Annotated in this window: 12 protein-coding genes; 6 read left to right on the top strand and 6 right to left on the bottom strand. The window is 65.4% G+C overall.

What is annotated here, in order from left to right; translation table 11 throughout:
* Nucleotides 1–30 precede the first annotated feature (30 nt).
* The gene (locus C8K66_RS09100; RefSeq protein ID WP_108524673.1) at nucleotides 31–12,927 is read left to right on the top strand and encodes a non-ribosomal peptide synthetase; all 12,897 of its coding nucleotides are present in this window, start codon (nucleotides 31–33) and stop codon (nucleotides 12,925–12,927) included.
* 114 nt (nucleotides 12,928–13,041) lie between these two features.
* On the opposite strand, the gene dsbG is transcribed toward C8K66_RS09100, so the two are convergent.
* Genes dsbG through dsbD form a run of 3 tightly spaced genes read right to left on the bottom strand, consistent with a single transcriptional unit; the run spans nucleotide 13,042 to nucleotide 16,366 of the window.
* Nucleotides 13,042–13,803, bottom strand: a complete 762-nt coding sequence (gene dsbG / locus C8K66_RS09095) for a thiol:disulfide interchange protein DsbG (protein ID WP_108524671.1) — start codon at nucleotides 13,801–13,803, stop codon at nucleotides 13,042–13,044.
* Nucleotides 13,779–14,639: a TlpA disulfide reductase family protein gene (locus C8K66_RS09090; RefSeq protein ID WP_046382546.1), complete on the bottom strand. Its 861-nt coding sequence runs from the start codon at nucleotides 14,637–14,639 to the stop codon at nucleotides 13,779–13,781. Before C8K66_RS09090 ends, dsbG begins: the two co-directional genes overlap by 25 nt.
* Entirely contained in the window at nucleotides 14,639–16,366 is a 1,728-nt protein-coding gene (dsbD, locus tag C8K66_RS09085; RefSeq protein ID WP_057003883.1) for a protein-disulfide reductase DsbD, read from the bottom strand. Before dsbD ends, C8K66_RS09090 begins: the two co-directional genes overlap by 1 nt.
* A 177-nt stretch (nucleotides 16,367–16,543) precedes the next feature.
* Between dsbD and C8K66_RS09080 the strand changes: the two genes are divergently transcribed.
* The 5 genes from C8K66_RS09080 to C8K66_RS09060 all read left to right on the top strand — a co-directional run bounded on the left by C8K66_RS09080 (nucleotide 16,544) and on the right by C8K66_RS09060 (nucleotide 21,326).
* Nucleotides 16,544–17,224, top strand: a complete 681-nt coding sequence (locus tag C8K66_RS09080) for a response regulator (protein WP_046382548.1) — start codon at nucleotides 16,544–16,546, stop codon at nucleotides 17,222–17,224.
* On the top strand, nucleotides 17,224–18,543 hold the full coding sequence (locus C8K66_RS09075) for an ATP-binding protein (protein WP_046382549.1): 1,320 nt from the start codon (nucleotides 17,224–17,226) through the stop codon (nucleotides 18,541–18,543). The genes C8K66_RS09080 and C8K66_RS09075 overlap by 1 nt, the downstream gene beginning before the upstream one ends.
* Before the next feature lie 124 nt (nucleotides 18,544–18,667).
* Nucleotides 18,668–19,435 (top strand): N-acetylmuramoyl-L-alanine amidase, encoded by a 768-nt coding sequence (locus tag C8K66_RS09070; RefSeq protein ID WP_046382550.1) that lies wholly within the window; start codon nucleotides 18,668–18,670, stop codon nucleotides 19,433–19,435.
* 174 nt (nucleotides 19,436–19,609) lie between these two features.
* Complete coding sequence (locus tag C8K66_RS09065) at nucleotides 19,610–21,022, top strand: aspartate aminotransferase family protein (RefSeq protein WP_046382551.1); 1,413 nt, start codon at nucleotides 19,610–19,612, stop codon at nucleotides 21,020–21,022.
* An 82-nt stretch (nucleotides 21,023–21,104) separates the two neighbouring features.
* On the top strand, nucleotides 21,105–21,326 hold the full coding sequence (locus C8K66_RS09060) for an MbtH family protein (RefSeq protein ID WP_017845810.1): 222 nt from the start codon (nucleotides 21,105–21,107) through the stop codon (nucleotides 21,324–21,326).
* Between the two features lie 73 nt (nucleotides 21,327–21,399).
* Here C8K66_RS09060 and C8K66_RS09055 read toward each other — a convergent pair whose 3' ends face one another.
* The 3 genes from C8K66_RS09055 to C8K66_RS09050 form a co-directional block, all read right to left on the bottom strand.
* Nucleotides 21,400–23,568 (bottom strand): mechanosensitive ion channel family protein, encoded by a 2,169-nt coding sequence (locus tag C8K66_RS09055; RefSeq protein ID WP_057003885.1) that lies wholly within the window; start codon nucleotides 23,566–23,568, stop codon nucleotides 21,400–21,402.
* A gap of 72 nt (nucleotides 23,569–23,640) precedes the next feature.
* Nucleotides 23,641–23,817: a hypothetical protein gene (locus tag C8K66_RS30980; RefSeq protein WP_017845812.1), complete on the bottom strand. Its 177-nt coding sequence runs from the start codon at nucleotides 23,815–23,817 to the stop codon at nucleotides 23,641–23,643.
* Nucleotides 23,818–23,963: 146 nt separating this feature from the next.
* A complete protein-coding gene (locus C8K66_RS09050; protein WP_046382553.1) occupies nucleotides 23,964–25,253 on the bottom strand; it encodes a M18 family aminopeptidase in 1,290 nt (429 codons plus the stop codon).
* Between the last annotated feature and the right edge of the window lie 73 nt (nucleotides 25,254–25,326).

The following is a 25,326-nucleotide window of genomic DNA, read 5'->3' as shown; positions in this document are numbered from 1 at the left end:
CCCGTAAGCCGATTTCAGGCAGGAACCCCCATGATGGACGCCTTCGAACTTCCCCGCACCCTGGCTCAGTCCCTTCAACGCCGCGCCGCGCAGACTCCGGAGCGGATCGCTCTGCGTTTCCTCGCTGAGTCCGCCGAACACAACGTGGTCCTCAGCTACCGCGACCTCGACCGACGCGCCCGTGCCATCGCCGCCGCCCTGCAGGCCAACGCCGACCTGGGCGACCGTGCCGTGTTGTTGTTCCCCAGCGGGCCGGACTATGTGGCGGCGTTCTTCGGTTGCCTGTACGCCGGGGTGATCGCGGTGCCGGCCTATCCGCCGGAGTCCGCTCGTCACCATCACCAGGCGCGCTTGCTGTCGATCATCGCCGACGCCGAACCGCGCCTGTTGCTGACCATCGCCAGCCTCGGCGATGACTTGGCGCAGATCGAAAACGCGCCGCCGCTGCTGGCGGTCGACACCCTCGACAGCGCGCTTGCCGAGCGCTGGGTCGCCACCGATGTGCAAGCCGACGACATCGCCTTCCTGCAATACACCTCGGGCTCCACCGCCTTGCCCAAGGGCGTGCAGGTCAGCCACGGCAATCTGGTCGCCAATGAACTGCTGATCCGGCGCGGTTTCGGCATCGACCTGAACCCGGATGACGTGATCGTCAGCTGGCTGCCGCTGTACCACGACATGGGCCTGATCGGCGGCCTGCTGCAACCGATCTTCAGCGGCGTGCCCTGCGTATTGATGTCGCCGGCGTACTTCCTCGGCCGGCCCTTGCGCTGGCTGGAAGCGATCAGCGAATACGGCGGCACCATCAGCGGCGGCCCGGATTTCGCCTATCGCTTGTGCAGCGAACGGGTCAGCGAATCGGCCCTGGAACGCCTGGATTTGAAGCGCTGGCGCGTGGCGTATTCCGGCTCCGAACCGATCCGCCTCGACACCCTGGAACGCTTCGCCGAGAAGTTCGCCCCGTGCGGTTTCACCGCGAACAACTTCTTCGCCTCCTACGGCCTGGCCGAAGCAACCCTGTTTGTCGCCGGCGGCCGCCGTGGCCACGGCATCCCGGCCCTGCGCCTGGATGCTCAGGCGCTGGCCGCCAACCGCGCCGAGCCGGGGCCGGGCGCGGCGATCATGAGTTGCGGCACACATCAGCCGGACCACGCGGTGCTGATCGCCGATCCCCACACCTTGAGCGAACTGCCTGACAACTGCGTCGGCGAACTCTGGGCCAGCGGCCCGAGCATTGCCCACGGCTACTGGCGCAACCCCGAAGCCAGCGCCAAGACCTTCGTCCAGCACGCCGGCCGCACCTGGCTGCGCAGCGGCGACCTGGGCTTTATCCGCGAGGGCGAGGTGTACATCACCGGGCGCTTGAAAGACCTGCTGATCGTGCGCGGCCACAACCTCTACCCGCAGGACATCGAGCAGACCATCGAGCGCGAAGTGGAGGTGGTGCGCAAAGGCCGGGTCGCGGCGTTCGCGGTGAATGAGCAGGGCCAGGAAGGCATCGGTATCGCCGCTGAGATAAGCCGCAGCGTGCAGAAAATCCTCGCGCCGCAAGCGCTGATCACGGCGATCCGCCAAGCCGTGGCCGAAGCCTATCAAGAGGCGCCGTGCGTGGTGGTGTTGCTCAACCCCGGCGCGTTGCCGAAGACCTCCAGCGGCAAGCTGCAGCGCTCGGCATGTGCGTTGCGTTGCGCCGATGGCAGCCTCGACAGCTATGCGCAGTTCCCCGGTCTGCAAGGCGCGGCCAGTGATGTCGCGCTGGGGTCCACCTTGCAGACCCAGATCGCGGCGATCTGGTGCGAGCAGTTGCAGGTGGCGACGGTAGCGGCGGATGACCACTTCTTCCTGCTCGGCGGCAACTCCATCAGCGCGACCCAAGTGGTTGCGCGCCTGCGCGAAACCCTGGGCCTGGAACTGAACCTGCGCCTGCTGTTCGAAGCGCCGACCTTGTCGGCCTTCGCTGCCGATGTGGCACAGTTGCAGCAGGATGGCGGCGTCGCTCAAGGCACGATCCAGTGCTTGTCGCATGAGGATGAACTGCCGCAATCCCTCGCACAGAATCGCCTGTGGATCACCTGGCAACTCGACCCGCAGAGCCACGCATACACCATCCCCGGTGCCCTGCGCCTGCGCGGCGAGCTGGATGCAGACGCAGTGCGCGCCAGCTTCGCGCACCTGATCCAGCGCCACCCAGCCCTGCGCACGCGCTTCTACGAACGGGATGGGCAAGCCTTCCAACGGGTGTTGGCCAGCAGCGCATTCGACTTGCACGTCATCGACCTTGGTGACCTGCCCGCCGCCGCGCGCGAAGCCCGGGCGCAGCAGATCCGCGAGGAGCAGGCGCACACCGCGTTCGACCTGGAAAACGGCCCGTTGCTGCGGGTGAGCCTGGTGCGCCTGGACGACGAAGATCATCAGTTGCTGGTGACGCTGCATCACATCATCGCCGACGGCTGGTCGCTGAATATCCTCATCGATGAGTTCTCGCGCCTGTACGCCGCGGCGTCCCAGGGCCAGCCCCTGCAACTGCCGCCACTGGCCGTGCAATACGCCGACTACGGCAACTGGCAGCGCCAATGGTTGGCCGAGGGCGAAGGCCAGCGGCAACTGGCGTACTGGAAGGCGCAGTTGGGAGACGAACACCCAGCCTTGAGCCTGGCCACCGATCACCCGCGTGCAGCGCGGCAACGCAACAGTGCTTCGCGCCACAACGTGCGTCTGGGCGCAAGCCTCAGCGCGGCGATTCGCCAGACTGCCCAGGCCAACCAATCGACGCCGTTCATGCTGTTGCTCGCGGCGTTCCAGACCTTGCTCTACCGCTACAGCGGCCAGCGCGACATCCGCATCGGCGTGCCCAGCGCCAACCGCCCGCGCCAGGAAACCCAAGGCCTGGTCGGCTTCTTTATCAACACCCTGGTACTGCGCGCCGAGCTGGACGGGCGCCTGCCGTTCAACCAGCTGTTGGCGGCCACGCGCCAGGCGGTAGTGGGCGCCCAGGCTCATCAGGATCTGCCCTTCGAACAACTGCTCGAAGCGTTCCCCCACGCCCGCGAACAGGGCCTGTTCCAGGTGATGTTCAACCATCAGCAGCGCGACCTCGGCGCTTTGCGTCGCCTGCCGGGCCTGCTCGCCGAAGAACTGGCGTGGCACAGCCGCGAAGCCAAGTTCGACCTGCAATTGCACAGCGAAGAAGACCGCAACGGGCGCCTGAGCCTGGCGTTCGACTACGCCGACGAATTGTTCGAAAGCACCACCATCCAACGCCTGGCCGAGCACTTCATCAACCTGCTGCACGCCGTGTGCGAGCAACCGCAGCGGGCCCTCGGCGACCTCAAGTTGATGCAACACGACGAACAGCGGCCCTGGAGCGAAGCGCCTTGCGCGCCGGCCCGACAATGGTTGCCCGAACAGCTCAACCAACACACCTCGGACCGCACCGCGCTGGTCTGGCAGGGCGGCAGCCTGAGCTTTGCCCAACTGCACACCCAGGCCAACCGCCTGGCCCATTACCTGCGCGACAAGGGCGTCGGCCCCGACGTGTGCGTGGCCATCGCCGCCGAGCGTTCGCCGCAACTGTTGATCGGCCTGCTGGCGATCATCAAGGCCGGCGGCGCCTACGTGCCGCTGGACCCGGATTACCCCGCCGAGCGCCTGGCCTACATGCTCAAGGACAGCGGCGTCCACCTGCTGCTGACCCAGACCGCGTTGCTGGCGCAATTACCCACGGCCGAAGACGTGTGCGTGATCGCCATGGACAGCCTGCACCTCGACCGCTGGCCGACCCAGCCGCCGGGCCTGCATCTGGACGGCGAGCACCTCGCCTACGTGATCTACACCTCCGGCTCCACCGGCCAGCCCAAGGGCGTGGGCAACACCCATGCGGCCCTGGCCGAGCGCTTGCAGTGGATGCAGGCCACCTACGCGCTGAATGACAACGACGTGCTGCTGCAAAAAGCCCCGATCAGTTTCGACGTGTCGGTGTGGGAGTGCTTCTGGCCGCTGATCACCGGCTGCCGCCTGGTGTTGGCGGGGCCGGGCGAGCAGCGCGACCCGCAGCGCATCGCGCAACTGGTGCAGGCCCATGGCGTGACCACTCTGCACTTTGTGCCGCCGCTGTTGCAGCTGTTTATCGACGAGCCGTTGGCGGCCGAATGCACCAGCCTGCGCCGTCTGTTCTGCGGCGGCGAAGCCTTGCCCGCCGAGTTGCGTGACCGTGTGCTTGCGCGGTTGCCGGCGGTGCAGTTGCACAACCGTTATGGCCCGACCGAAACCGCGATCAACGTCACCCATTGGCACTGCCGCGCCGAGGATGGCGAGCGCTCGCCGATTGGCCGACCGCTGGGCAATGTGATCTGCCGCGTGCTCGACGAACAGCTCAACCCGTTGCCAGCGGGGGTGCCGGGCGAGCTGTGCATCGGCGGCATCGGCCTGGCACGCGGTTACCTCGGCCGCGCCGGGCTCACCGCCGAGCGTTTTATCGCCGACCCCTTGGGCGCGCCGGGCAGCCGTCTGTATCGCAGCGGTGACCGCGCACGCTGGAGCGCTGACGGCGTGCTCGACTACCTCGGTCGTCTCGATCAGCAGGTCAAGTTGCGCGGCTTTCGCGTCGAACCGCAAGAAATCGAAGCGCGCCTGCTGGCCCTCGACGGTATCGCCCAGGCCGTGGTGCTGGTGCGCGATGATCAATTGATCGGCTATTACACCGCCACTGCCGCGCTCGACGCCCAAACCGTCAAAGCCGCCCTGGCCGCTGGGTTGCCGGAATACATGGTACCTGCGCACCTGATGCGCCTGGACGCCATGCCCCTGAGCCCGAGCGGCAAGCTGGACCGCCGTGCGCTGCCCGAGCCGGTGTGGCAAACCCGCGAACACGTTGAACCCGAGAGCCCGTTGCAGCAGCAGATTGCGGCGATCTGGCGCGAAGTGCTGGGCCTGCCGCGGATCGGCCTGCGCGATGATTTTTTCGCCCTCGGCGGCCATTCGTTGCTGGCCACGCAAATCATCTCGCGCACCCGCCAGGCGTGTGACGTCGAGCTGCCGTTGCGCACCCTGTTCGAAGCCAGCGAACTCGGCGCATTTGCCGAGCAGGTCGGGCAGATCCAGGCCGCCGGCCAACGCAACCAACAGACCGCCATCGCCCAGGTCGACCGCAGCCGGCCGGTGCCGCTGTCCTATTCCCAGCAGCGGATGTGGTTCCTCTGGCAGTTGGAGCCGGACAGCCCGGCGTACAACGTCGGCGGCATGGCGCGTCTGCGCGGGGTGCTCGACGTGGGGCGTTTCGAGGCCGCGTTGCAGGCCTTGGTCATGCGTCACGAAACCCTGCGCACCACCTTCCCGAGCGTCGATGGCGTGGCCCAGCAGCAGGTGTCGGCGCAGACCGGCCTGCGCATGGGCTGGCAGGACTTCTCGGCGCTGAGCCACCTCGAATGCGAGCACCGCTTGCAGCAGCTGGCCGATGTCGAGGCGCACACGCCGTTCAACCTGGAAACCGGGCCGCTGTTGCGCGTGTGCCTGGTCAAGGCCGGCGCGCAGGAACATTACCTGGTGCTGACCTTGCACCATATCGTCACCGAAGGCTGGGCCATGGACATCTTTGCCCGTGAACTCAGCGCGCTGTACGAAGCCTTCATCGACGAGCGCGATTCGCCGCTGGCGCCGCTGCCGGTGCAGTACCTCGACTACAGCGTGTGGCAGCGCCAGTGGCTGGAGTCCGGCGAGCGCCAGCGCCAGCTCGATTACTGGATCGCGCAATTGGGTTATGAGCATCCGCTGCTGGAACTGCCCGGCGACCGCCCGCGGCCGCCGGTGCAAAGCCACCGCGGCGGGCTGTACCGTTTTGATTTGAGCGACGAACTGGCCGCGCGCGTTCGGGCCTTCAATGCTGCGCACGGCCTGACCCTGTTCATGAGCATGACCGCCACGCTGGCGGTGTTGCTCTACCGCTACAGCGGCCAGACCGACCTGCGCATCGGCGCTCCGGTGGCCAATCGGATTCGCCCGGAAAGCGAAGGGCTGATCGGCGCCTTCCTCAACACCCAGGTACTGCGTTGCCGGCTCGACGGGCAGATGAGCGTCGGTGAGTTGTTCGAGCAAGTCCGCCACACCGTGATCGAGGGCCAGTCTCACCAGGACCTGCCGTTCGACCATCTGGTGGAAGCGCTGCAACCACCGCGCAGCGCGGCGTACAACCCGCTGTTCCAAGTGATGTGCAACGTGCAGCGCTGGGAATTCCAGCAGCGCCGCCAACTGGGCGGGATGAGCGTCGAGTACCTGGCCAACGATGCGCGTGCGACCAAGTTCGACCTCAACCTGGAAGTCACCGACCTCGACCATCGCCTGGGATGCTGCCTGACCTACAGCACCGATTTGTTCGATGAGCCGCGCGTTGCGCGCATGGCCGAACATTGGCGCAACCTGCTCGAAGCGCTGATCGCCGACCCGCAGCAACGCCTCAGCGAACTGCCGATGCTGGGTGCCGACGAGCAGCACGCATTGCAGCGCAGCCTGGGAAGCGACGCGGCTGAACAGCGCCTCGACCAGTGCCTTCACTCACTGTTCAACCAGCAGGCACTGGCCCGTGCCGACGCGCCGGCACTGACGTTTGCCGGTGAGACCCTCAGCTACCGCGAACTGAATGCCCGCGCCAACCGCCTGGCCTGGATGCTGCGCGAGCGTGGCGTCGGCCCGCAGGTGCGGGTCGGCCTGGCGTTGCCGCGCTCCCTGGAAATGGTCATCGGCCTGCTGGCGATTCTCAAGGCCGGCGGCGCCTATGTGCCGCTGGACCCGGAGTACCCGCTGGACCGCCTGCATTACATGATCGAAGACAGCGGCATCGGCTTGCTGCTCAGTGATGCGGCGATGTTCGCCGCCCTCGGTGAACTGCCGGCGACGCTGGCGTGCTGGTGCCTGGAAGACGACCTGCCGGTGCTGGCGAACTACCCGGCCAGTGAGCCGCCGTTTCTCAGCCTGCCGCAACACCCGGCGTACCTGATCTACACCTCCGGCTCCACCGGCAAGCCAAAAGGCGTGGTGGTGTGCCACGGCGAAATCGCCATGCACTGCCAGGCCGTGATCGAGCGTTTCGGCATGCGCCCGGATGACTGTGAGCTGCACTTCTATTCGATCAACTTCGACGCCGCCACCGAGCGTTTGCTGGTGCCGTTGCTCAGCGGCGCACAACTGGTATTGCGCGCCCAGGGCCAGTGGGATGCCGAGCAGATCTGCGGGCTGATCCGCACCCATCGCATCAATGTGCTGGGCTTCACCCCGAGCTACGGCAGCCAGTTGGCGCAATGGCTGGCAACCCAGCGGCAGACCTTGCCGGTGCGGTTGTGCATCACCGGCGGCGAGGCGCTGACCGGCGAACACCTGCAGCGCATCCGCGCCGCGTTCCAGCCGCAGGTGTTTTTCAACGCCTACGGCCCGACTGAAACCGTGGTGATGCCGCTGGCCGGCCTCGCACCGCAGCACTTGGCGGAGGGCGTCGGCAGCGTGCCGATCGGCAGCATCGTCGGCGCCCGCGTGGCCTATATTCTCGACGCCGACCTGGCCCTGGTGCCGCAAGGCGCGAGCGGCGAGTTGTACGTCGGCGGGGCAGGGCTGGCGCAGGGTTATCACCAGCGTCCGGGGATGACGGCGGAGCGTTTTGTCGCGGACCCCTTCGCGGCCCGTGGCGGTCGCCTGTACCGCACCGGCGATCTGGTGCGCCAACTGAGCGATGGCCAGGTGGAATACCTCGGGCGGATCGACCATCAGGTGAAGATCCGTGGTTTCCGCATCGAACTGGGCGAGATCGAAACGCGCCTGCTTGAACATCCCGCCGTGCGGGAAGCGGTGGTGCTGGCGCTGGATTCGCCGAGCGGCAAACAGCTGGTGGCCTATCTGGCCAGCGACGCCGAGCACGGCCCCTTGCGCGACGCCTTGAAGGCGCACCTCAAAGCGCAACTGCCGGACTACATGGTGCCCGCCCATTGGCTCGTGCTGGACAGCATGCCGCTGACCGCCAACGGCAAGCTCGACCGCCGCGCCTTGCCGCCGCCGGATGCCGAGGCGAATCGCCAACACTACGTGGCGCCGCGCAACGCGCTGGAGCAGGCGTTGGCGGCGATCTGGTGCGCGGTGTTGAACGTGCAGCAGGTCGGTCTCGACGATAACTTTTTTGAACTGGGCGGCGATTCGATCCTGTCGATCCAGGTGGTCAGCCGTGCGCGCCAGGCCGGGATTCACTTCAGCCCGCGGGATTTGTTCCAGCACCAGACCGTACAGACCCTGGCCGCCGTCGCCACGCGCGCCGAGCAGGTCAGCGCCGAGCAAGGCGTGCTGAGCGGCCGCTCGGGGCTCACGCCGATCCAGCAGTGGTTCTTCGAGACAGAGATTCCCGCGCGTCAACACTGGAACCAGGCGCTGGTGCTCAAACCGCTGCAACTGCTCGATCCCCATCGCCTGGAGCAAGCCCTGCTGGCGGTGCTGGAACAGCATGACGCGCTGCGCCTGAGCTTCACCCGGCGCGACGCGCAATGGCACGCCGAACACCTGGCCGTGCCGGAGGGCGGTGTGCTGATGCAGGCGCAAGTGTGTGATCTGCAACAGTGCAGCGCGTTGTTCAGCGACACCCAACGCAGCCTCGACCTGGCCCACGGCCCGCTGTTGCGCGCGTTGCTGGTGGACGGCCCGCAAGGCCAGCAGCGCCTGCTGATCGTGATCCATCACCTGGTGGTGGATGGTGTGTCGTGGCGTGTGTTGCTTGAGGATCTGCAAAACGGCTATCGCCAATTGAGCGACGGCCAATCCGTCAGCCTGCCGGCCAAGACCAGTGCCTTGCGCGACTGGGCCGCCCGCTTGCAGGCCTATGCCGGCAGCGAATCCCTGCGCGAAGAATTGTGCGTCTGGCAGGAGCGCTTGGCCGGTGCGGCGGTGCCCTTGCCGGTGGCGCGCCCGCACGGCGCATTGCGCCATCGCGATGCCGAGACGCTCAGTGTGCGCCTGGACGCCGAACGCACCCGCCAGTTACTGCAACAAGCCCCCAGCGCTTATCGCACCCAGGTCAACGACCTGCTGCTGACTGCCCTGGCCCGCGTACTGTGCCGCTGGAGCGGTCACGCCTCGGCGCTGATCCAACTGGAAGGCCACGGCCGCGAAACCCTGTTCGATGAGATCGACCTGACCCGCAGCGTCGGCTGGTTCACCAGCGCCTATCCGGTGCGCCTGACGCCGCTGGCGGAGCAGGGCGCATCGATCAAAGCCATCAAGGAGCAACTGCGCGGCGTGCCGCACAAAGGCCTGGGCTACGGCGTGCTGCGCTACCTGGCGGACGACCTGTGCAAACAGACGATGGCCGCACTGCCGAGTGCCGACATCACCTTCAACTACCTCGGCCAGTTCGACCAGAGCTTCGGCGCCGATGCACTGTTCCACCCGCTGGAGGAATCCGCCGGCCCCGCCCATGACCCGGATGCGCCGCTGCCCAACGAACTGAGTGTCGACAGCCAGGTGTACGGCGGCGAACTGGTGCTGCGCTGGACCTTCAGCCGCGCACGCCACGATCAGCAGACGATTGGCGAGTTGGCCGCGGCCTACCTGGACGAACTGCACAGCCTGATCGCCCATTGCCTCAAGGACGGTGCCGGCGGCCTCACGCCTTCCGACTTCCCCCTGGCGCGCCTGACCCAGGCGCAGTTGGACGCCTTGCCGGTGCCCGCCAGTGCGATCGAAGACGTGTACCCGCTGACCCCGATGCAGGAAGGCCTGCTGCTGCATACCCTGCTTGAACCGGGCACCGGCCTCTACTACATGCAGGACCGCTACCGCATCGACAGCGCCCTCGACCCCGAGCGTTTCGCCCAGGCCTGGCAAGCGGTGATCGCCCGTCACGAAGCCTTGCGCGCCTCGTTCTGCTGGAACGTTGGCGAGGACATGCTGCAAGTGATCCACAAACCCGGCAGTACGCCGATCGAGTACCTGGACTGGCGCGCCGTTGCCGAGGCCGAACAGGAACCGCGCCTGCAAGCCCTGCTCAAGGCCGAGCGCGAAGCCGGTTTCGATCTGCTCAACCAGGCGCCGTTCCACCTGCGTCTGATCCGCGTCGCTGAAGCGCGCTACTGGTTCATGATGAGCAACCACCACATCCTCATCGATGCCTGGTGCCGTTCGCTGTTGATGAATGACTTTTTCGACCTCTACACGGCCCTCGGCGCAGGCCACGACGCGCAACTGGCCACGCCGCCGCGTTATCGCGACTACATCGCCTGGCTGCAACGCCAGAACCTGAGTGCGGCGCGCCAGTGGTGGCAACACAACCTGCGGGGCTTCGAGCGCACCACGCCGATCCCCAGCGACCGCCCGTTCCTGCGCGAACACGCCGGTGGCAGCGGCGGCATGGTAGTGGGCGATTGCTACACCCGCCTCGATGCCCGCGACGGTATACACCTGCGCGAACTGGCCCAGGCCCATCAACTGACCGTCAACACCTTTGCCCAGGCCGCGTGGGCCCTGGTGCTGCGGCGCTTGAGCGGCGAGCGTGACGTGCTGTTCGGCGTCACCGTGGCCGGGCGTCCGGTGGACATGCCGGACATGCAACGGACCGTCGGCCTGTTCATCAACAGCATCGCGCTGCGTGTGAAGCTGCCCGAGGAGGGCCAACAGTGCAGCGTGCGCCACTGGTTGAATGGCCTGCTCGACAGCAATATGCAACTGCGCGAGTACGAATACCTGCCGCTGGTGACCCTTCAGGAACACAGCGAATTGCCCAAGGGCCAACCGCTGTTCGACAGCCTGTTCGTGTTCGAAAACGCCCCGGTGGAAGTCTCGGTACTCGACCGTGCGCAAAGCCTGAATGCTACCTCGGACTCCGGCCGCACCCACACCAACTTCCCGCTGACGGCCGTGTGCTATCCGGGCGATGAGCTTGGTTTGCACCTGTCCTACGACCAGCGTTACTTCGATGAAAGCACCGTGCAGGGCATGTTGAGTGAGTTCAAGCGCCTGCTGCTGGCGCTGATGCAGGGTTTTCATGGCGACATGGCCGAGCTGCCATTGATGGGCGCGCAGGAGCGTGAATTCCTGGTACACGGCTGCAACCGGAGCGAGCACGCCTACCCGCTGGAGCGCAGCTATATCGAGCTGTTCGAAGCCCAGGTGGCGCAGCATCCGCAACGCATCGTCGCCACGTGCCTCGACCGACAGTGGACGTATGCCGAGTTGAACCGGCGCAGTAACGGCCTGGGCCACGCACTGATCGCCGCGGGTGTCGGCCTGGATCAGCCGGTGGCATTGCTGGCGGAGCGCAGTCTCGATTTGCTCGGCATGATCATCGGTAGCTTCAAGGCCGGTGCCGGTTACCTGCCGCTCGACCCGGGGCTGCCCGGTCAGCGTCTGAGCCGGATTATCGAGCTGAGCCGCACCCCGTTGCTGGTGTGTACCGAGGCGTGTCGCGAGCAGGCCATTGAGCTGCTGCAAGGCGTGGAATGCCAGTTGCTGGTGTGGGAGGAGGTGCCTGCTCGTGGGGCAAACCCCGGCATTTACAGTGGCCCGGACAACCTTGCCTATGTGATCTATACCTCGGGCTCCACCGGCCAGCCCAAAGGCGTGATGGTCGAACAGCGCGGCATGCTCAACAACCAGTTGAGCAAGGTGCCGTACCTGGACCTGAGCCCGGTGGATGTGATCGCGCAAACCGCCTCGCAGAGTTTCGATATTTCGGTGTGGCAGTTCCTTGCCGCGCCGCTGTTCGGCGCGCGGGTGGATATCGTGCCGAATGCCGTCGCCCACGATCCTCAGGGCTTGCTCGCCCATGTGCAGGCCCAGGGCATCAGCGTGTTGGAAAGCGTGCCGTCGCTGATCCAGGGCATGCTGGCCGAGGCACGCATCCGCCTGGACGGCCTGCGCTGGATGCTGCCGACCGGTGAAGCCATGCCGCCGGAGCTGGCGCAGCAGTGGTTGCTGCGTTACCCCGAGATTGGCTTGGTCAACGCTTATGGTCCGGCGGAATGTTCGGATGATGTGGCGTTCTTCCGTGTCGACCTGGCCTCGACCCGGGGCACTTACCTGCCGATTGGTGCGCCGACCGACAACAACCGCTTGTACGTGTTGGACGCTGCACTGGCGTTGGTGCCGCAGGGCGCGGTGGGCGAGCTGTGCGTCGCCGGTACCGGCGTAGGGCGCGGTTACGTCAGCGACCCGCTGCGCACCGCCCAGGTGTTCGTGCCCAACCCGTTCGGCGCCGCGGGCGAGCGTCTGTACCGCAGCGGCGACCTGGCACGGCGGCGCAGCGATGGGGTGCTGGAGTACGTCGGGCGTATCGACCATCAGGTGAAGATCCGCGGCTACCGCATCGAGCTGGGGGAAATCGAAGCGCGTCTGCATGAGCAAGCGGCAGTGCGCGACGCGGCGGTCGGGGTGCAGGAGGGCGTCAGTGGCAAGCATCTGGTCGGCTATCTAGTGGCCGCTGATGCTGCGTTCAACCCTGGCGAGTGCCTGGAGCGCATCAAGCAACACCTGCGTTCTGAACTGCCGGAATACATGGTGCCACTGCATTGGCTCTGGCTCGAGCGCCTGCCGCTCAACGCCAATGGCAAACTCGACCGTAACGCCCTGCCGGCCCTGGAGATCGGCCAGCTGCACGACCAGGCCTACCTGGCGCCGCGCACGGCACTGGAGGGGACATTGGCCGCGATTTGGGCCGAGGTGCTCAAGGTCGACCGGGTGGGCGTGCAGGACAACTTCTTCGAACTGGGCGGGCACTCGTTGCTGGCCACGCAGATCGCCTCGCGCGTGCAGAAGACGTTGCAACGGGATGTGCCGTTGCGGGCGATGTTCGAGTGCAGCACGGTGGCGCAGTTGGCCGAGTACATCGATGGGCTGGCGGCGACAGCGATCAGTGCCGAGAAGGTGGATCGGTTGAGTGATTTGATGGCGGAGTTGGAGGGCCTGTAATTTTCGCTGCCTGCATGGGCCTCATCGGGGCAAGCCCCCTCCCACACTCGACCGGGCTCATGCCTTCAAATGTGGGAGGGGGCTTGCCCCCGATAGCGTCAGTCCAGACGCCGCCTATTTCGGCCCAAGGATCTTCACCAACTTATCCGGCGACGGCGCCCCTTGCTGTTGCTGCAAACCGCCCTTGTCATCGAGGTAGAAAATCGCTGGCGTCGCCGACAACTCCAGCTCATCCATCAACTTCATATTGGCCTCGAGCTTGGCTTCAATCGCCGCCGGGATTTTGTCCAGCGCCTGCAACTTGCTGCCCTTGCCAGCGGCTTCGTGTTCTTGCAGGGCTTTTTGCGGGTCCTGGCTGGCCAGCAGGGCGGCGGATTTGCCTGGGCTGTCTTGGCGGATGATGCCGACCATGATGTGGCGCAACTGCACCTTGCCGGCCTTGACCCAGGGCCGCGCCTGTTCCCAGAACATGTTGCAGTACGGGCAGTTGGGGTCGCTGAACAGGTAGACCGTGCGCGGCGCGTTGGTGTCGCCGTCCTGGATCCAGCTGCTTTTTTCCATCTTCGCCCAGACTTCCTTGGCCATCGGCGCGTACACCAATTGTTCCAGGGGCGCGCTGCTCAGGTCATTGCCCTGGGCGTCGTACAGGGTGCCGGCGAGCACGCTTTTGCCGTCGGCGCTCAGGTACAGCGCCATGCCGCGGTTCTGGTACTGCGCGGCGTAGCCGGTGAGGCCGCTGGGGGCGTCGAACTTGCCGAGGATCTTGGCGCCCTTGGCTTCGATCTGTTTGATCGGGGCCGGCCAGTCTTCGGCCTGGGCCAGGGTGGCGGCCATGCTCAGTGATAACAGGGTCAGCAGGTGGCGGAGGCGGGGCATGTCGGTTTCCTTGTAGGGGGCGTGACGGCGGGGGCGGTGTCGAAGGGTTCCATGGCACGGGCCAGGCTGGCCTGGGACAGTTCACCGAGGTGGCTGTTGATCAGGCGTCCATCGGCTTGGTAGAACAGCGTGGTCGGCAAGGCCATGGAGCCCACGGCCTGGCCGAGGCGGCCGCTGGCGTCGAACAAGACGTTGTCCAGGGTCAGGCCCTGGGTCGCCAGGTAAGTGCTGACGCTTTGCATGCTTTCGGCCTGGTTGACGAACAGGAACGTCACGTCGGGGCGTTGGCGTTGGGCGCGTTCCAGTACTGGCATTTCCCGACGGCACGGCGGGCACCACGTGGCCCACAGGTTGATCACCAGCGGGCCGCCCTGGTAATCGCCCAGTTGCACCACCTCGCCGTTGGCGTTGCGCAGGGTGATGTCCGGCAGGCGCGAGCCCTTGTCATACAGGCTCAGCGACAGGCTGGTCATGCCCCAGAACAGCAGGCCGGTGATGACCCCGGCACTCAACGGTTTGCGCAGGGCCGGGCGGCGCCAGCCATACAGCAGCGCGCCGAGGATCAGTGCAATGACGCCGGGCCAGGCGAGAAAGCCGCCGTCGCGCAGGTCGACGATCTGCAGTGGATCGTTGCGGTAGTAACTCCAGTACATCAGCACAAAGCTGACGCGGGCCGTCAACATGCCCAGCAGGAACAGGCTGAACAGCACCGACTCCGGGTTCTCCCCGCCACGCTTGGCCACGCGCCAGCCCACCAGAGTGGCGAGAATCAGCGCGCCGATCAGCAGGATGTGATTCAGGGCGATGGCGAAGGTGCCGATGGTCAGGGTCAGCATCAGCGGGCGTCCCGCGTCTGGGTCCAGCGTTGCAGGAACGTATCGGCATCGACTTCGCCGGTAATGCGTCGGGCGCGGCGTTCTTCACCGTCCGGGCCGATCCACACAAAGCTCGGTGGCCCCGGCACTTTGTAGCGATCGAGCAGTGCGCGGCTGGCGGCGTTGTCGGCGGTGACGTCCAGGCGCAGCAGGCGCACGTCTTTCAAGGCGTCCATTACGTGGGGTTTGCCGAACACCTGTTTTTCCATGATCTTGCATGACACGCACCAGTCGGCGTAGTAATCCACCAGCACCCATTGGCCCTGGGCCTTGGCGCTGTCGAGCTGGCTTTGCAGCACGGCCGGGTCGTTGATCGTCATGAACGCATCGTGGGCACTCGGCGCGCCGCTGATCCGCGAGCCGCTGTAGACCTTCAGCGGTTGCCACACATCGTCGCTGCCACCTGCCGCACCGACCAGCAGCAAGCCGCCCCACAACCCGAGCACCACGGAAACGGCGCCGGACAGCATGGCGACCCGCCCGAAATCCTGGGCCAGGCGCCAGCCGCAATAGGCCATGGCCATGGCCAGCGCGCCCCACAGGCCGAGCCACAGGTTTTCCCCGACCACTGGGCGGATCATCAACACGGCGGTGGCCAGGAACAGGAAGCCGAACACGCCCTTGAGCACGTTCATCCAGGTGCCCGGCTTGGGCAGGAAGCGGTTGCCCACGGTCACCAGCAGCAACAGAGGCACGCCAATACCGATGCCCATGGCGAACAGGATCAGCCCGCCGTGCAGGGCATTACCGCTCTGGGCGATATAGAGCAGGGCGCCGGCCAGGGGCGCGGTCATGCAGGGGCCGACCAGCAGGCCGGACAGCGCGCCGAGCACTCCGGCGCCGATCAGGCTGCCGCCGCTCTGGTTGCGGCTGACGTTGTCGAGGCGATCGCGCAGGGCCACCGGCAGTTGCAGTTCGAAAAAGCCGAACATCGGCAGGGCCAGGATCACGAACAAGGCCGCGAAGCTGCCGAGTATCCACGGGGTTTGCAGCAGCGCCGCCAGGTTGCTGCCGAGCAGCGCGGCCAGTACGCCCAGCGCGGCATACACCAGCGCCATGCACACCACGTAGCTGCCGGCCAACGCAAAACCGCGACGCGGGTTGGCCCCGCTGCCGACCACCAGGCCGGCGAGGATCGGCAACATCGGCAACGAACACGGGGCAAACGCCAGCAACAGGCCCAGGCCGAAGAACACCAGCAGGCTCCACCCCAGGCTGCGCTGCTGCAGGCCGCTGGCCAGGCTCTGGTCCTGGGCTTGTGCGGTGGCGGCGACGGCCGGGTTGCCGCCCAGGTCCACGGTCATCGACTGTGGCGGGTAACACAGGCCGGCATCGGCACAGCCCTGCCAGCCCAGCTTGACCTGGCCGGTCGTCCCCGCCGGAATCTTCACTTCGAGGCCTTGGCGGTATACTTGCTGTTCGCCGAAGAACTCATCGCTATGGGCTTCACCCTCGGGCAGCGCGGGTTTTTCGGCGAGGCCGTCGAACTTCATGCGTTGTTGGTACAGGTAATAACCATCGGCTATCTGCCAGAACAGCTGGGTTTCGCCGGACTCCAGGCGTTCGGACGTCAAGGTGAAGGCCTTGCCCACCGGGAGGAAGTCGGGTTTGGTCTCGAACGGGTTACCCGGCGCAGCCTGGGCGAATCCCGCGAACAACATCAGCAGTAAGGTAAATAGATGCCGCATGGTCAAGCCTTAGTTCGATGCAAGTGAGGCACACAATGTGTGGCGTTGATTAACCGATGATTAACCGGACGCTATTCTAGAGCGTAGGGATTATCTGATGTTGCGAACTTTGCCGGCATAATGCGCGCTTAATCGATCTGTCTTCTAATCCCCCGCATCTTTCATGAAGGGTTCAGCATGCACGTACTGGTCTGTGAAGACGACGAACTGATCGCCAGCGGCATCGTGGCCGGCCTCGGTGCCCAGGGCTTTACCGTCGAGCGCGTGGCCACCGCCGCCGCCGCGCGGGCGATGCTCAAGGCTGCCGAATTCGACATCATGGTGCTCGACCTCGGGCTGCCCGACGAAGACGGCCTCAAGTTGCTGCAACAACAGCGCAGCCAGGGCCTGGAAATTCCGGTGCTGATCCTCACCGCGCGGGATTCGGTGACCAACCGCGTCGACGGCCTGCAAGCCGGCGCCGATGATTACCTGCTCAAGCCCTTCGACCTGCGCGAACTCGCCGCGCGCCTGCAAACCTTGCTGCGGCGGGTGGCCGGGCGCAGCGTCAACCTGATCGAACACGGCCGCCTCAGTTACGACCCTAGCAGCCGCGAAACCCTGCTGGCCGGGCAGCCCGTGGACCTTTCCCGCCGTGAACAAGCGCTGTTGCAGGCGCTGCTGCACAACAAGGGCCGCGTGCTCTCCAGCGAACAGCTCAAAGACAGCGTCTACGGCTTCAACGACGAACTGGAAAGCAACGCCCTCAACGTGCATATCCACCATCTGCGGCGCAAATTGGGCAACGGCATCGTCGAAACGGTGCGTGGCCTGGGCTACCGCCTGGGGCCGGCGGATGGTGGAGAGAGCGCTTCGTGATGAGCCTGCGCCTGCGCCTGACCTTCAAGCTCGGCGCCGCTTTTGTGTTGATCTGGGCGCTGGCGGCGGCCTGGATGCTCAACGATCTGCGCAACCAGATGATGTTCTCCCTCGACCAGCGCCTGGTCGCGTCGGCGCGTATGGTCGCCGGTTTGATGGAGCAGATGCCGGGCCTGGCGAGCAGCGCCGAGGGCAAGCACTTCAGCGCCGAGCAACTGAACGTGCCGGGCGGCATGGCCTGTCAGGTCAGTTCCTTGCGCGGCGAAGTGTTGGCGCGCAGCCACACCACGCCGGACCAGGGGCTGGAATCCCATCGCAGCGGTTTTCGCGACCAGATCATCGATGGCGCGGCGTGGCGCAGCTTCACCCTGGCCCGTGGCGATCTGTTCATTACCACCGCCGACCGCCAGGTGGAGCGCGAGGCGTTGAACCTGTCGATCCTGCTGGCGGCCTCGGTGCCGGTCGGTGTGGCGTTGTTGGGCTGCCTGTGCCTGCTGTGGCTGGGGATCGGTCAAAGCCTGCAGCCGCTCAATCGCATGCGCGATGCATTGATGCGGCGCAGCGCCGATTCCCTCGAACCGTTGCAGATCCACCCGCTGCCCAGCGAGCTGAAACCGCTGCTCGACACCCAGAACCAGCTGTTGCAGCGCATCGCCAAGACCATCGAGCGCGAACGCCGCCTCACCGGCGACGCCGCCCACGAACTGCGCAGCCCGCTGACTGCGATCAAGACCCACCTGCAAGTGGCGCGCATGACCGACGGCGCGGCCCGCGACCAGTCCCTGGCCCATGCCGAGGAGGGCGCCGACCGCCTGCACCGCACCCTCGAGCAATTGCTGTTGCTGGCACGGGTGGAGGGCAGCCTGTCGTTCGACGACGGCGTGCAGTCGAGTGCCGAGCAAGTTGCACGGCTGGCGATCCAGGATGCCAACGCCGGCGACAACCAGCGCATCGACCTGATCCTGCCGGACGACCTCAGCGATACCCCGCTGGAAATGCCGGTGGGCCTGGCCGTCGCGGCCCTGCGCAACCTGCTGGACAACGCCCTGCGCCACACCCCGGCCGATACCCGGGTGGAGCTGAGTGTGTTGATGGCCGGCGATCAGGTGGTGTTCCGCGTGCGCGACCACGGCAAACAGATCGCCAGCGAAGACCTGCAATACCTGACCCAGCGCTTCTGGCGCAACGGCAACAGCGAGGGCTGCGGCCTGGGCCTGGCGATTGTGCAGGCGATCGTCCAGCGCTGCTCCTGCTCGTTGACGTTCGACAGCCAGCCGGATGGCCTGCGGGTCGATCTGGGCATGCCGCTGCGGCGCTGACCCGCGTTCTTTCGTGTGCCAAATAGTTACCGCCCGCCTGACGTTCAACCCTTCAGGATGGCGGTCATTGTTTTGCGCTTGAACGGGCCGAATGACTCGGCCTGTACCGAAAAGGACGCTTCTTATGTTGGTCATCGATACCAGTTTTCCCGCCAAGGACTTCAACGCACGCAACGGCGAGCCCGTGGCGCAAGTGGTCCTGCATTACACCGCCGCGCCCTTTATGTCATCCCTGCACACCCTGACGCGACACGGCGTCAGCGCGCACTATCTGCTGCCCGATCCGGCCGAGCCCGGCTACCGCGCCGCCGGTTACGACGAGTTGCGCGTGTTCCGCCTGGTGGATGAGAGCCAGCGCGCCTGGCATGCCGGGGCGAGCCACTGGGGCGGACGGGACAACCTCAACAGCCGCGCGATCGGCATCGAGGTCGTCAACCTGGCGCGGGATGAGGGCGGGGTGTTTACCTTTCCTGCGTACCCTCGGGAGCAGGTGGAGGTATTGATTGAATTGCTGCGCGACATTCTCGCGCGTTACCCGCACATCGGCCCGAGCGACATCCTCGGGCATTCGGATGTGGCGTACTGGCGCAAGAGCGATCCGGGGCCGCGCTTGCCTTGGCGCGGCCTGTTCGAGGCGGGCGTGGGGGCCTGGTTCGATGAAGCAACGCGGGCGATGTATCAGCGCCGCTTTTGTGTCGGGTTACCGCCCGAGGTGGAAGTGGAGCGGGCGTTTCAGCGCTACGGGTATAAACCGGCGCAGAATCGCCAGGCGTTCGAGCTGCGGACCCGCGCGTTTCAAATGCACTTTCGGCCCAGGGATTACGGCGGGGCCCTGGATGCTGAGACGTGTGCGATTTTGTATGCGCTGAATGACAAGTATCGGGGCCTTTGACAGCGAGCGCGGCTCAATTGGCGGCGCTTGATCCGTCCGTTAACCGCCATAACTCCTAAATCCATTCGACGCTGGTGCGTTTCCACAACAGGCAATCCGCGCGCAGGCCCTTGGGCCAGACGCCAACGGATCGGCAGTTTGGTCACCATCACCCGCGTATCGAGGGATCCAGAGATGTCAGTCGCTACCAGCCAAATCGCAGACGCTCGGGTGCAGGTCAGCCCGGCGCCCGTGGAAACGCTCTACCAGTTCGACGAAAGCCCGCTGCTGGCACGCCAGCGCCAGCAGGAGTCCAACGCCCGCAGCTACCCGCGGCGCATCCCTTTGGCACTCAAGCGCGCCAAGGGCATCTACGTGGAAGACGTGGAAGGCCGCCGTTTCATCGACTGCCTGGCCGGCGCGGGTACCTTGGCGTTGGGGCATAACCACCCGGTGGTGATCGCCGCCATCCAGCAGGTGTTGAGCGACGAACTGCCGTTGCACACCCTCGACCTGACCACCCCGGTCAAGGACCAATTCGTGCAAGACCTGTTCGGCCTGTTGCCGGCCGCGTTGGCGCAGGAGGCGAAAATCCAGTTCTGCGGCCCCACCGGCACTGACGCGGTGGAGGCCGCGTTGAAGCTGGTACGCACCGCCACGGGGCGTAGCACGGTGTTGTCGTTCCAGGGCGGTTATCACGGCATGAGCCAGGGCGCGCTGAGCTTGATGGGCAGCCTGGGGCCGAAGAAACCCTTGGGCGCCTTGCTCGGCAATGGCGTGCAATTTCTGCCGTTCCCCTACGATTACCGCTGCCCGTTCGGCCTGGGCGGCGCGCAAGGCGTGCGGGTCAACCTGCATTATCTGGAAAACCTGCTCAACGACCCGGAAGCCGGGGTGCTGTTGCCGGCGGCGGTGATTGTCGAAGTGGTGCAGGGCGAGGGTGGCGTGATCCCGGCGGACCTCGACTGGCTGCGCGGCCTGCGGCGGATCACCGAGCAGGCGGGTGTGGCGTTGATCGTCGATGAAATCCAGAGCGGTTTCGCGCGCACCGGCAAGATGTTCGCCTTCGAACACGCGGGCATCATTCCGGATGTGGTGGTGATGTCCAAGGCCATCGGCGGCAGCCTGCCGTTGGCGGTGGTGGTGTACCGCGACTGGCTCGACACCTGGTTGCCGGGCGCCCATGCCGGCACCTTCCGTGGCAATCAGATGGCGATGGCGGCAGGGTCGGCGGTGATGCGCTACCTCAAGGAGCACGACCTGGCCGGCCATGCGGCGGCGATGGGCGAGCGCCTGGCGGAGCAGTTGCGCATCCTGCAGCGCGACTTTGCGCAATTGGGCGATATTCGCGGGCGCGGGTTGATGCTCGGCGTGGAACTGGTGGACCCGAACGGCGCGCCGGATATCCAGGGCCACCCGCCGGTCCACCGCCAACTGGCGCCGCTGGTGCAGCGCGAATGCCTCAAGCGCGGCCTGATTCTGGAACTGGGCGGCCGCCATGGCAGCGTGGTGCGCTTCCTGCCGCCGTTGGTGATCAGCGCCGCCCAGATCGACCAGGTCGCCGAGATCTTCGGGCGTGCCCTGGCTGCGGCGGTCGCCAGCCTCTAATTTTTTACCCGCCTGGTACGTTCCTACAGATATCAGCGCTGCGCGTGGTGCGCAGCCGGCCTTTGAGCGATGGAGAACAGCAATGACCTCAGTATTCGACCGCGACGACATCCTGTTTCAGGTAGTGGTCAACCATGAAGAACAGTATTCGATCTGGCCCGACTACAAGGCCGTGCCGGAAGGCTGGCGAACCGTGGGCAAGAGCGGCATGAAGAAGGAGTGCCTGGCCTACATCGAAGAGGTCTGGACCGACATGCGGCCGTTGAGCCTGCGCCAGAAAATGGACGGCACCGCGCTGGCTTGAGCCCGCGACACTGACACCAGCGAAGATCCAATGTGGGGGCTCGACCGCTTGCTCCCACATTGACCCTCAGGACTCAGGCGTTCTTGTCTTTCTCCAGCCCGCCCGACGCGCCGGTCACCACTTGCACACTCAGGCGCGGCGTGGCCAGGTCCAGCCCAGCCTCGTCCAGATGACGTTTCAGCGACAGGTTGAACGCCCGCGACACTTCCCATTGCTTGATCGGCGCGGTCTTGAAGCGCGCCCGCAGAATCGCACTGCCTGACTCGAAACTTTCCACGCCCTGAATCTCCAGCGGTGACCAGATATTGCGGCGTTGCAGCGGGTCGTTGCGCATTTTCTGGCCGACGTCGCGCATCAACTTGATCGCATCGTCGATTTCCATGTTGTAGGGGATCGCCACCCGGAAGATCGCGTAGCCGAACTCACGGGAGTAGTTCTTGATGCTCTTGATCTCGCTGAACGGGATGGTATGCACGATGCCGTCGATGTCGCGCAGGCGCACAGTACGGATGGTCAGGCCCTCGACCGTGCCGAGGTGGCCGCCGACGTCGACGTAGTCGTCGATGGCCAGGGAGTCTTCGATGATGATGAACAGGCCGGTGATCAAGTCCGCCACCAGCGACTGCGCGCCAAAACCGATGGCCAGGCCGATCACACCGGCACCGGCCAGCAGCGGCGTGACGTTCATGCCCATGTTGGCCAGGGCGACGATGGCGGCAATGATGAAGATGGTCACGAACAGCACGTTGCGGATCAGCGGCATCATGGTCTGCGCACGGGCGTTGGCCAGGCCTTTGCGCGAACGGGTGAGGGCGTGATGGATCGCGGTGTCGCTGAGAATCCAGATCAGCCAGGCAAACAGCAGCGTGCCGCCGAGGCCGAACAGCTTGACGCTGATTTCATGGCCGTCGCCTTCGGTGAAGCGGATCAGCGACAGGCCCCAGACCCGTAGCCCCAGCTCGATAAACGTCAGCCACACCAGCAGGTGGGCGAGGGTGTAGACGAAACTCTTCAAGCGCTCGGAGTACAGCGCATGGCGCTTGTGCCCGCGTTGCGGCTTGAGGGCATGGCGGCGTACCAGGCCGTTGATCACCATGCACAGCACCAGCAACACCGTGCAGAGCAGCGACTGGCGCAAGGCGGTGCTGGTGTCGCCGGCGGAGACGAAGGTGGCGAACAGTGAAATGCCGACCAACAGCAGGGCCGGGATGTACCAGAAGGTGCCGATGATTTCGATCGTGTCGCTGAGGGCGCGGCGGGTCAGGCGGCGGGACAGCGGCTGGTTGCGGATCAGGTGCGCAATCGGCCGGCGGAAGCGCAGGATGAACACGCCGGTGGACAACGCGGCCATCACATTGGCGACGGTTGCCGCCGTGTGCGCCAGGTGCTGGCCAAGCGCAGCGACCAGCCTGGGGTCGCCCAGGGCTTCGCCAAAGGCGGCGAAACTGCCGATCCACCACAACGGCCGGAACGCCTGGCGCCGCAGGATATACAACGCGTGACGGCGATGGGGGCCGTCCAGCACGGAGAATGCGATCACGCAGATCGCCGAGAAACAGGTGCCGACCACCAGCGCATACGCCAGCACCATCGCCAGGGATTTGCCCAGGGACGAGGGCAACGCGTAACTCAGGTACACGGTGATCACCAGCGCGATCAGCCACGGCCCCAGTTTGCGCAGGGCGAAGCGCAGCATGTCCCAGGTGCGCGGGTGTTGCGGCAGTTCTTCGGTCAGGCCGAAGCGCTCGCGCACCCGGTGGCTGAGCCAGATCAGCGCGGCGGCCAGCAGGCTCCACACGGCGAGGATCAGGGCAAAACCGAAGATGATCGGCAGCCATTCGTTGGCCGGCAGCATCAAGGCCTCGAGTTCATCCGTGGCCATGTCCACTTCATCGGACCAGCGTCCCAGTGGGCTGTCGGCGCCGGAAAACTGCTGCTCAAGGCCGGACAGCGTGCTGCCGATCAGCCCGAGCACGCCTTGTTCGGCGGCCGGCTGGGCCTTTTGCGTGGTCTGGCGCAGCTTTTTCAGGTCGTTCAGCAACTGGGTGCGTTGCTGGTCGTTTTCCAGGGTCTTGATCACCTCGTCCAGCGACTGCCCCAGCGGCAGCTCGGCCTGGGGTTGCGGCTTGCTGGTGCCACCCAGCAGCCCGGGCAAACCCACGGCCTGGGCCGGGGCGAGCGGGAGCAGGGTGAGCAGGGCGATCAGCAAACAGCAGGGCAGGGCAAGCAGACGGGAAAGCACGAGGCGGTCAACCTTGAAAACGACGAATTGACCGAGTGTACGAGGCCCCTATGCCCAATGCGAGTGCATTTGTTATTCAGCGAGTTTAGCGAGGATCTTGTAAACCACGGTGCCCAGAATCAACAGCATGCCGATCCACATGCCGAACACGCCGAGGGGCTTGTCACGAAAGTTGAAGCCGACCGCGAGCATGATCATGCCGATCAGGATAGGGATGAGCATGGCGTGGAAGGAGGACATGGTGATCATGAGGCGATGGCCTTCTCAGAGTGGGAATACTGACAAGTCTAGGTGGGATTGCGGGAAATGCAGGTGATATAGATCAGGTCCACGCGAAGCCAAATGTGGGAGGGGGCTTGCTCCTCCCACATGTTTAACTGCATTCGGCCTTTGGATCAGGGCAGATCGCGGCTTGCGTAGAACGCGCCGAGCACTTTCACCAGATGTGCCAGGTCATGGCTGCCGCACAGTTCGCGAATGGAGTGCATGGCGAACGTCGGCAAACCGATGTCGACGGTCCGCACGCCCAGGTGGCTGGCAGTGATCGGGCCGATGGTCGAGCCACAGCCCATGTCGCTGCGCACCACAAAGCTCTGCACCGGGACTTCCTCGGCCATGCACAGGTGGCGGAAGAAACCGGCGGTTTCGCTGTTGGTGGCGTAGCGCTGGTTGCTGTTGACCTTGATCACCGGGCCGGCATTGAGTTTCGGGCCGTGGTTGGCGTCATGCTTGTCGGCATAGTTCGGGTGGACGCCGTGGGCATTGTCGGCCGATACCAGCAGCGATTTCTGAATGGTGCGGACAAATTCATCACCTTCGGGCAGCAGGCGGCGCAGGGTCTGCTCGAGCATCGGGCCATCGGCACCGCAGGCCGAGCAGGAGCCGACTTCTTCGTGGTCGTTGCACACCAGCACGCAGGTTTCATCGGTCTCGCTGGTGAGCAAGGCTTGCAGGCCGGCGTAGCACGACAGCAGGTTGTCCAGGCGGGCGCCGGCGATGAAGTCGCCATTGAGGCCGATCACGGCGGCGCTTTGGGTGTCGTAGAAGCTCAGCTCGTAATCGAGCACCACATCGGCGTTCAGCCCGTGCTCGCGAGCCAACTGCTCGGTGAGCACGGCGCGGAAGTCCACGCGCTCGTCGCCGGCGAACTGCGCGAGGATCGGCGGCAGTTCGGTCTGGGCATTGATCGCCCAGCCCTGGTTGGCTTCACGGTTCAGGTGGATCGCCAGGTTGGGGATGATGGCAATCGGCAGCTTGAAGTCGATCAGCTGGCTTTCGACCTTGCCGTCGCGGCGGAAGGTCACGCGGCCGGCCAGGGACAGGTCGCGGTCGAACCACGGCGCCAGTAATGCGCCGCCGTAGACTTCGACGCCCAGTTGCCAGAAACCCTGGCGTTGCAGCTCGGGTTGTGGCTTGACCCGCAGGCACGGGCTGTCGGTGTGGGCGCCGACCAAGCGGATACCGCCCTGCAGCGGCGAATGGCGGCCGAGCTTGAAGGCGATGATCGAGGAGTCGTTGCGGGTCACGTAATAGCGCCCGTTGGCTTCGGTGGTCCAGGTGTCGCGCTCGTCGAGACGCTGGTAACCGGCCGCTTCGAGGCGTTGGGCCAGGGCCGCAGTGGCATGAAAAGGAGTAGGGGAGGCCTTGAGGAAGTCGATCAGGCCTTGATTCAACGCTTCGCGCATAAATAGCTCCAGACAGCAATGCGCGGAGTTTACCGTTCGATGGCGAGAAGTGCACAGCACAAATGTGGGAGGG

Source organism: Pseudomonas sp. GV105 (genome assembly GCF_003058185.1).
GTDB classification, from domain to species: domain Bacteria; phylum Pseudomonadota; class Gammaproteobacteria; order Pseudomonadales; family Pseudomonadaceae; genus Aquipseudomonas; species Aquipseudomonas veronii.
Note: the sequence above shows the minus strand (reverse complement) of the source record. Positions and strands in the feature narration are given on the sequence as shown.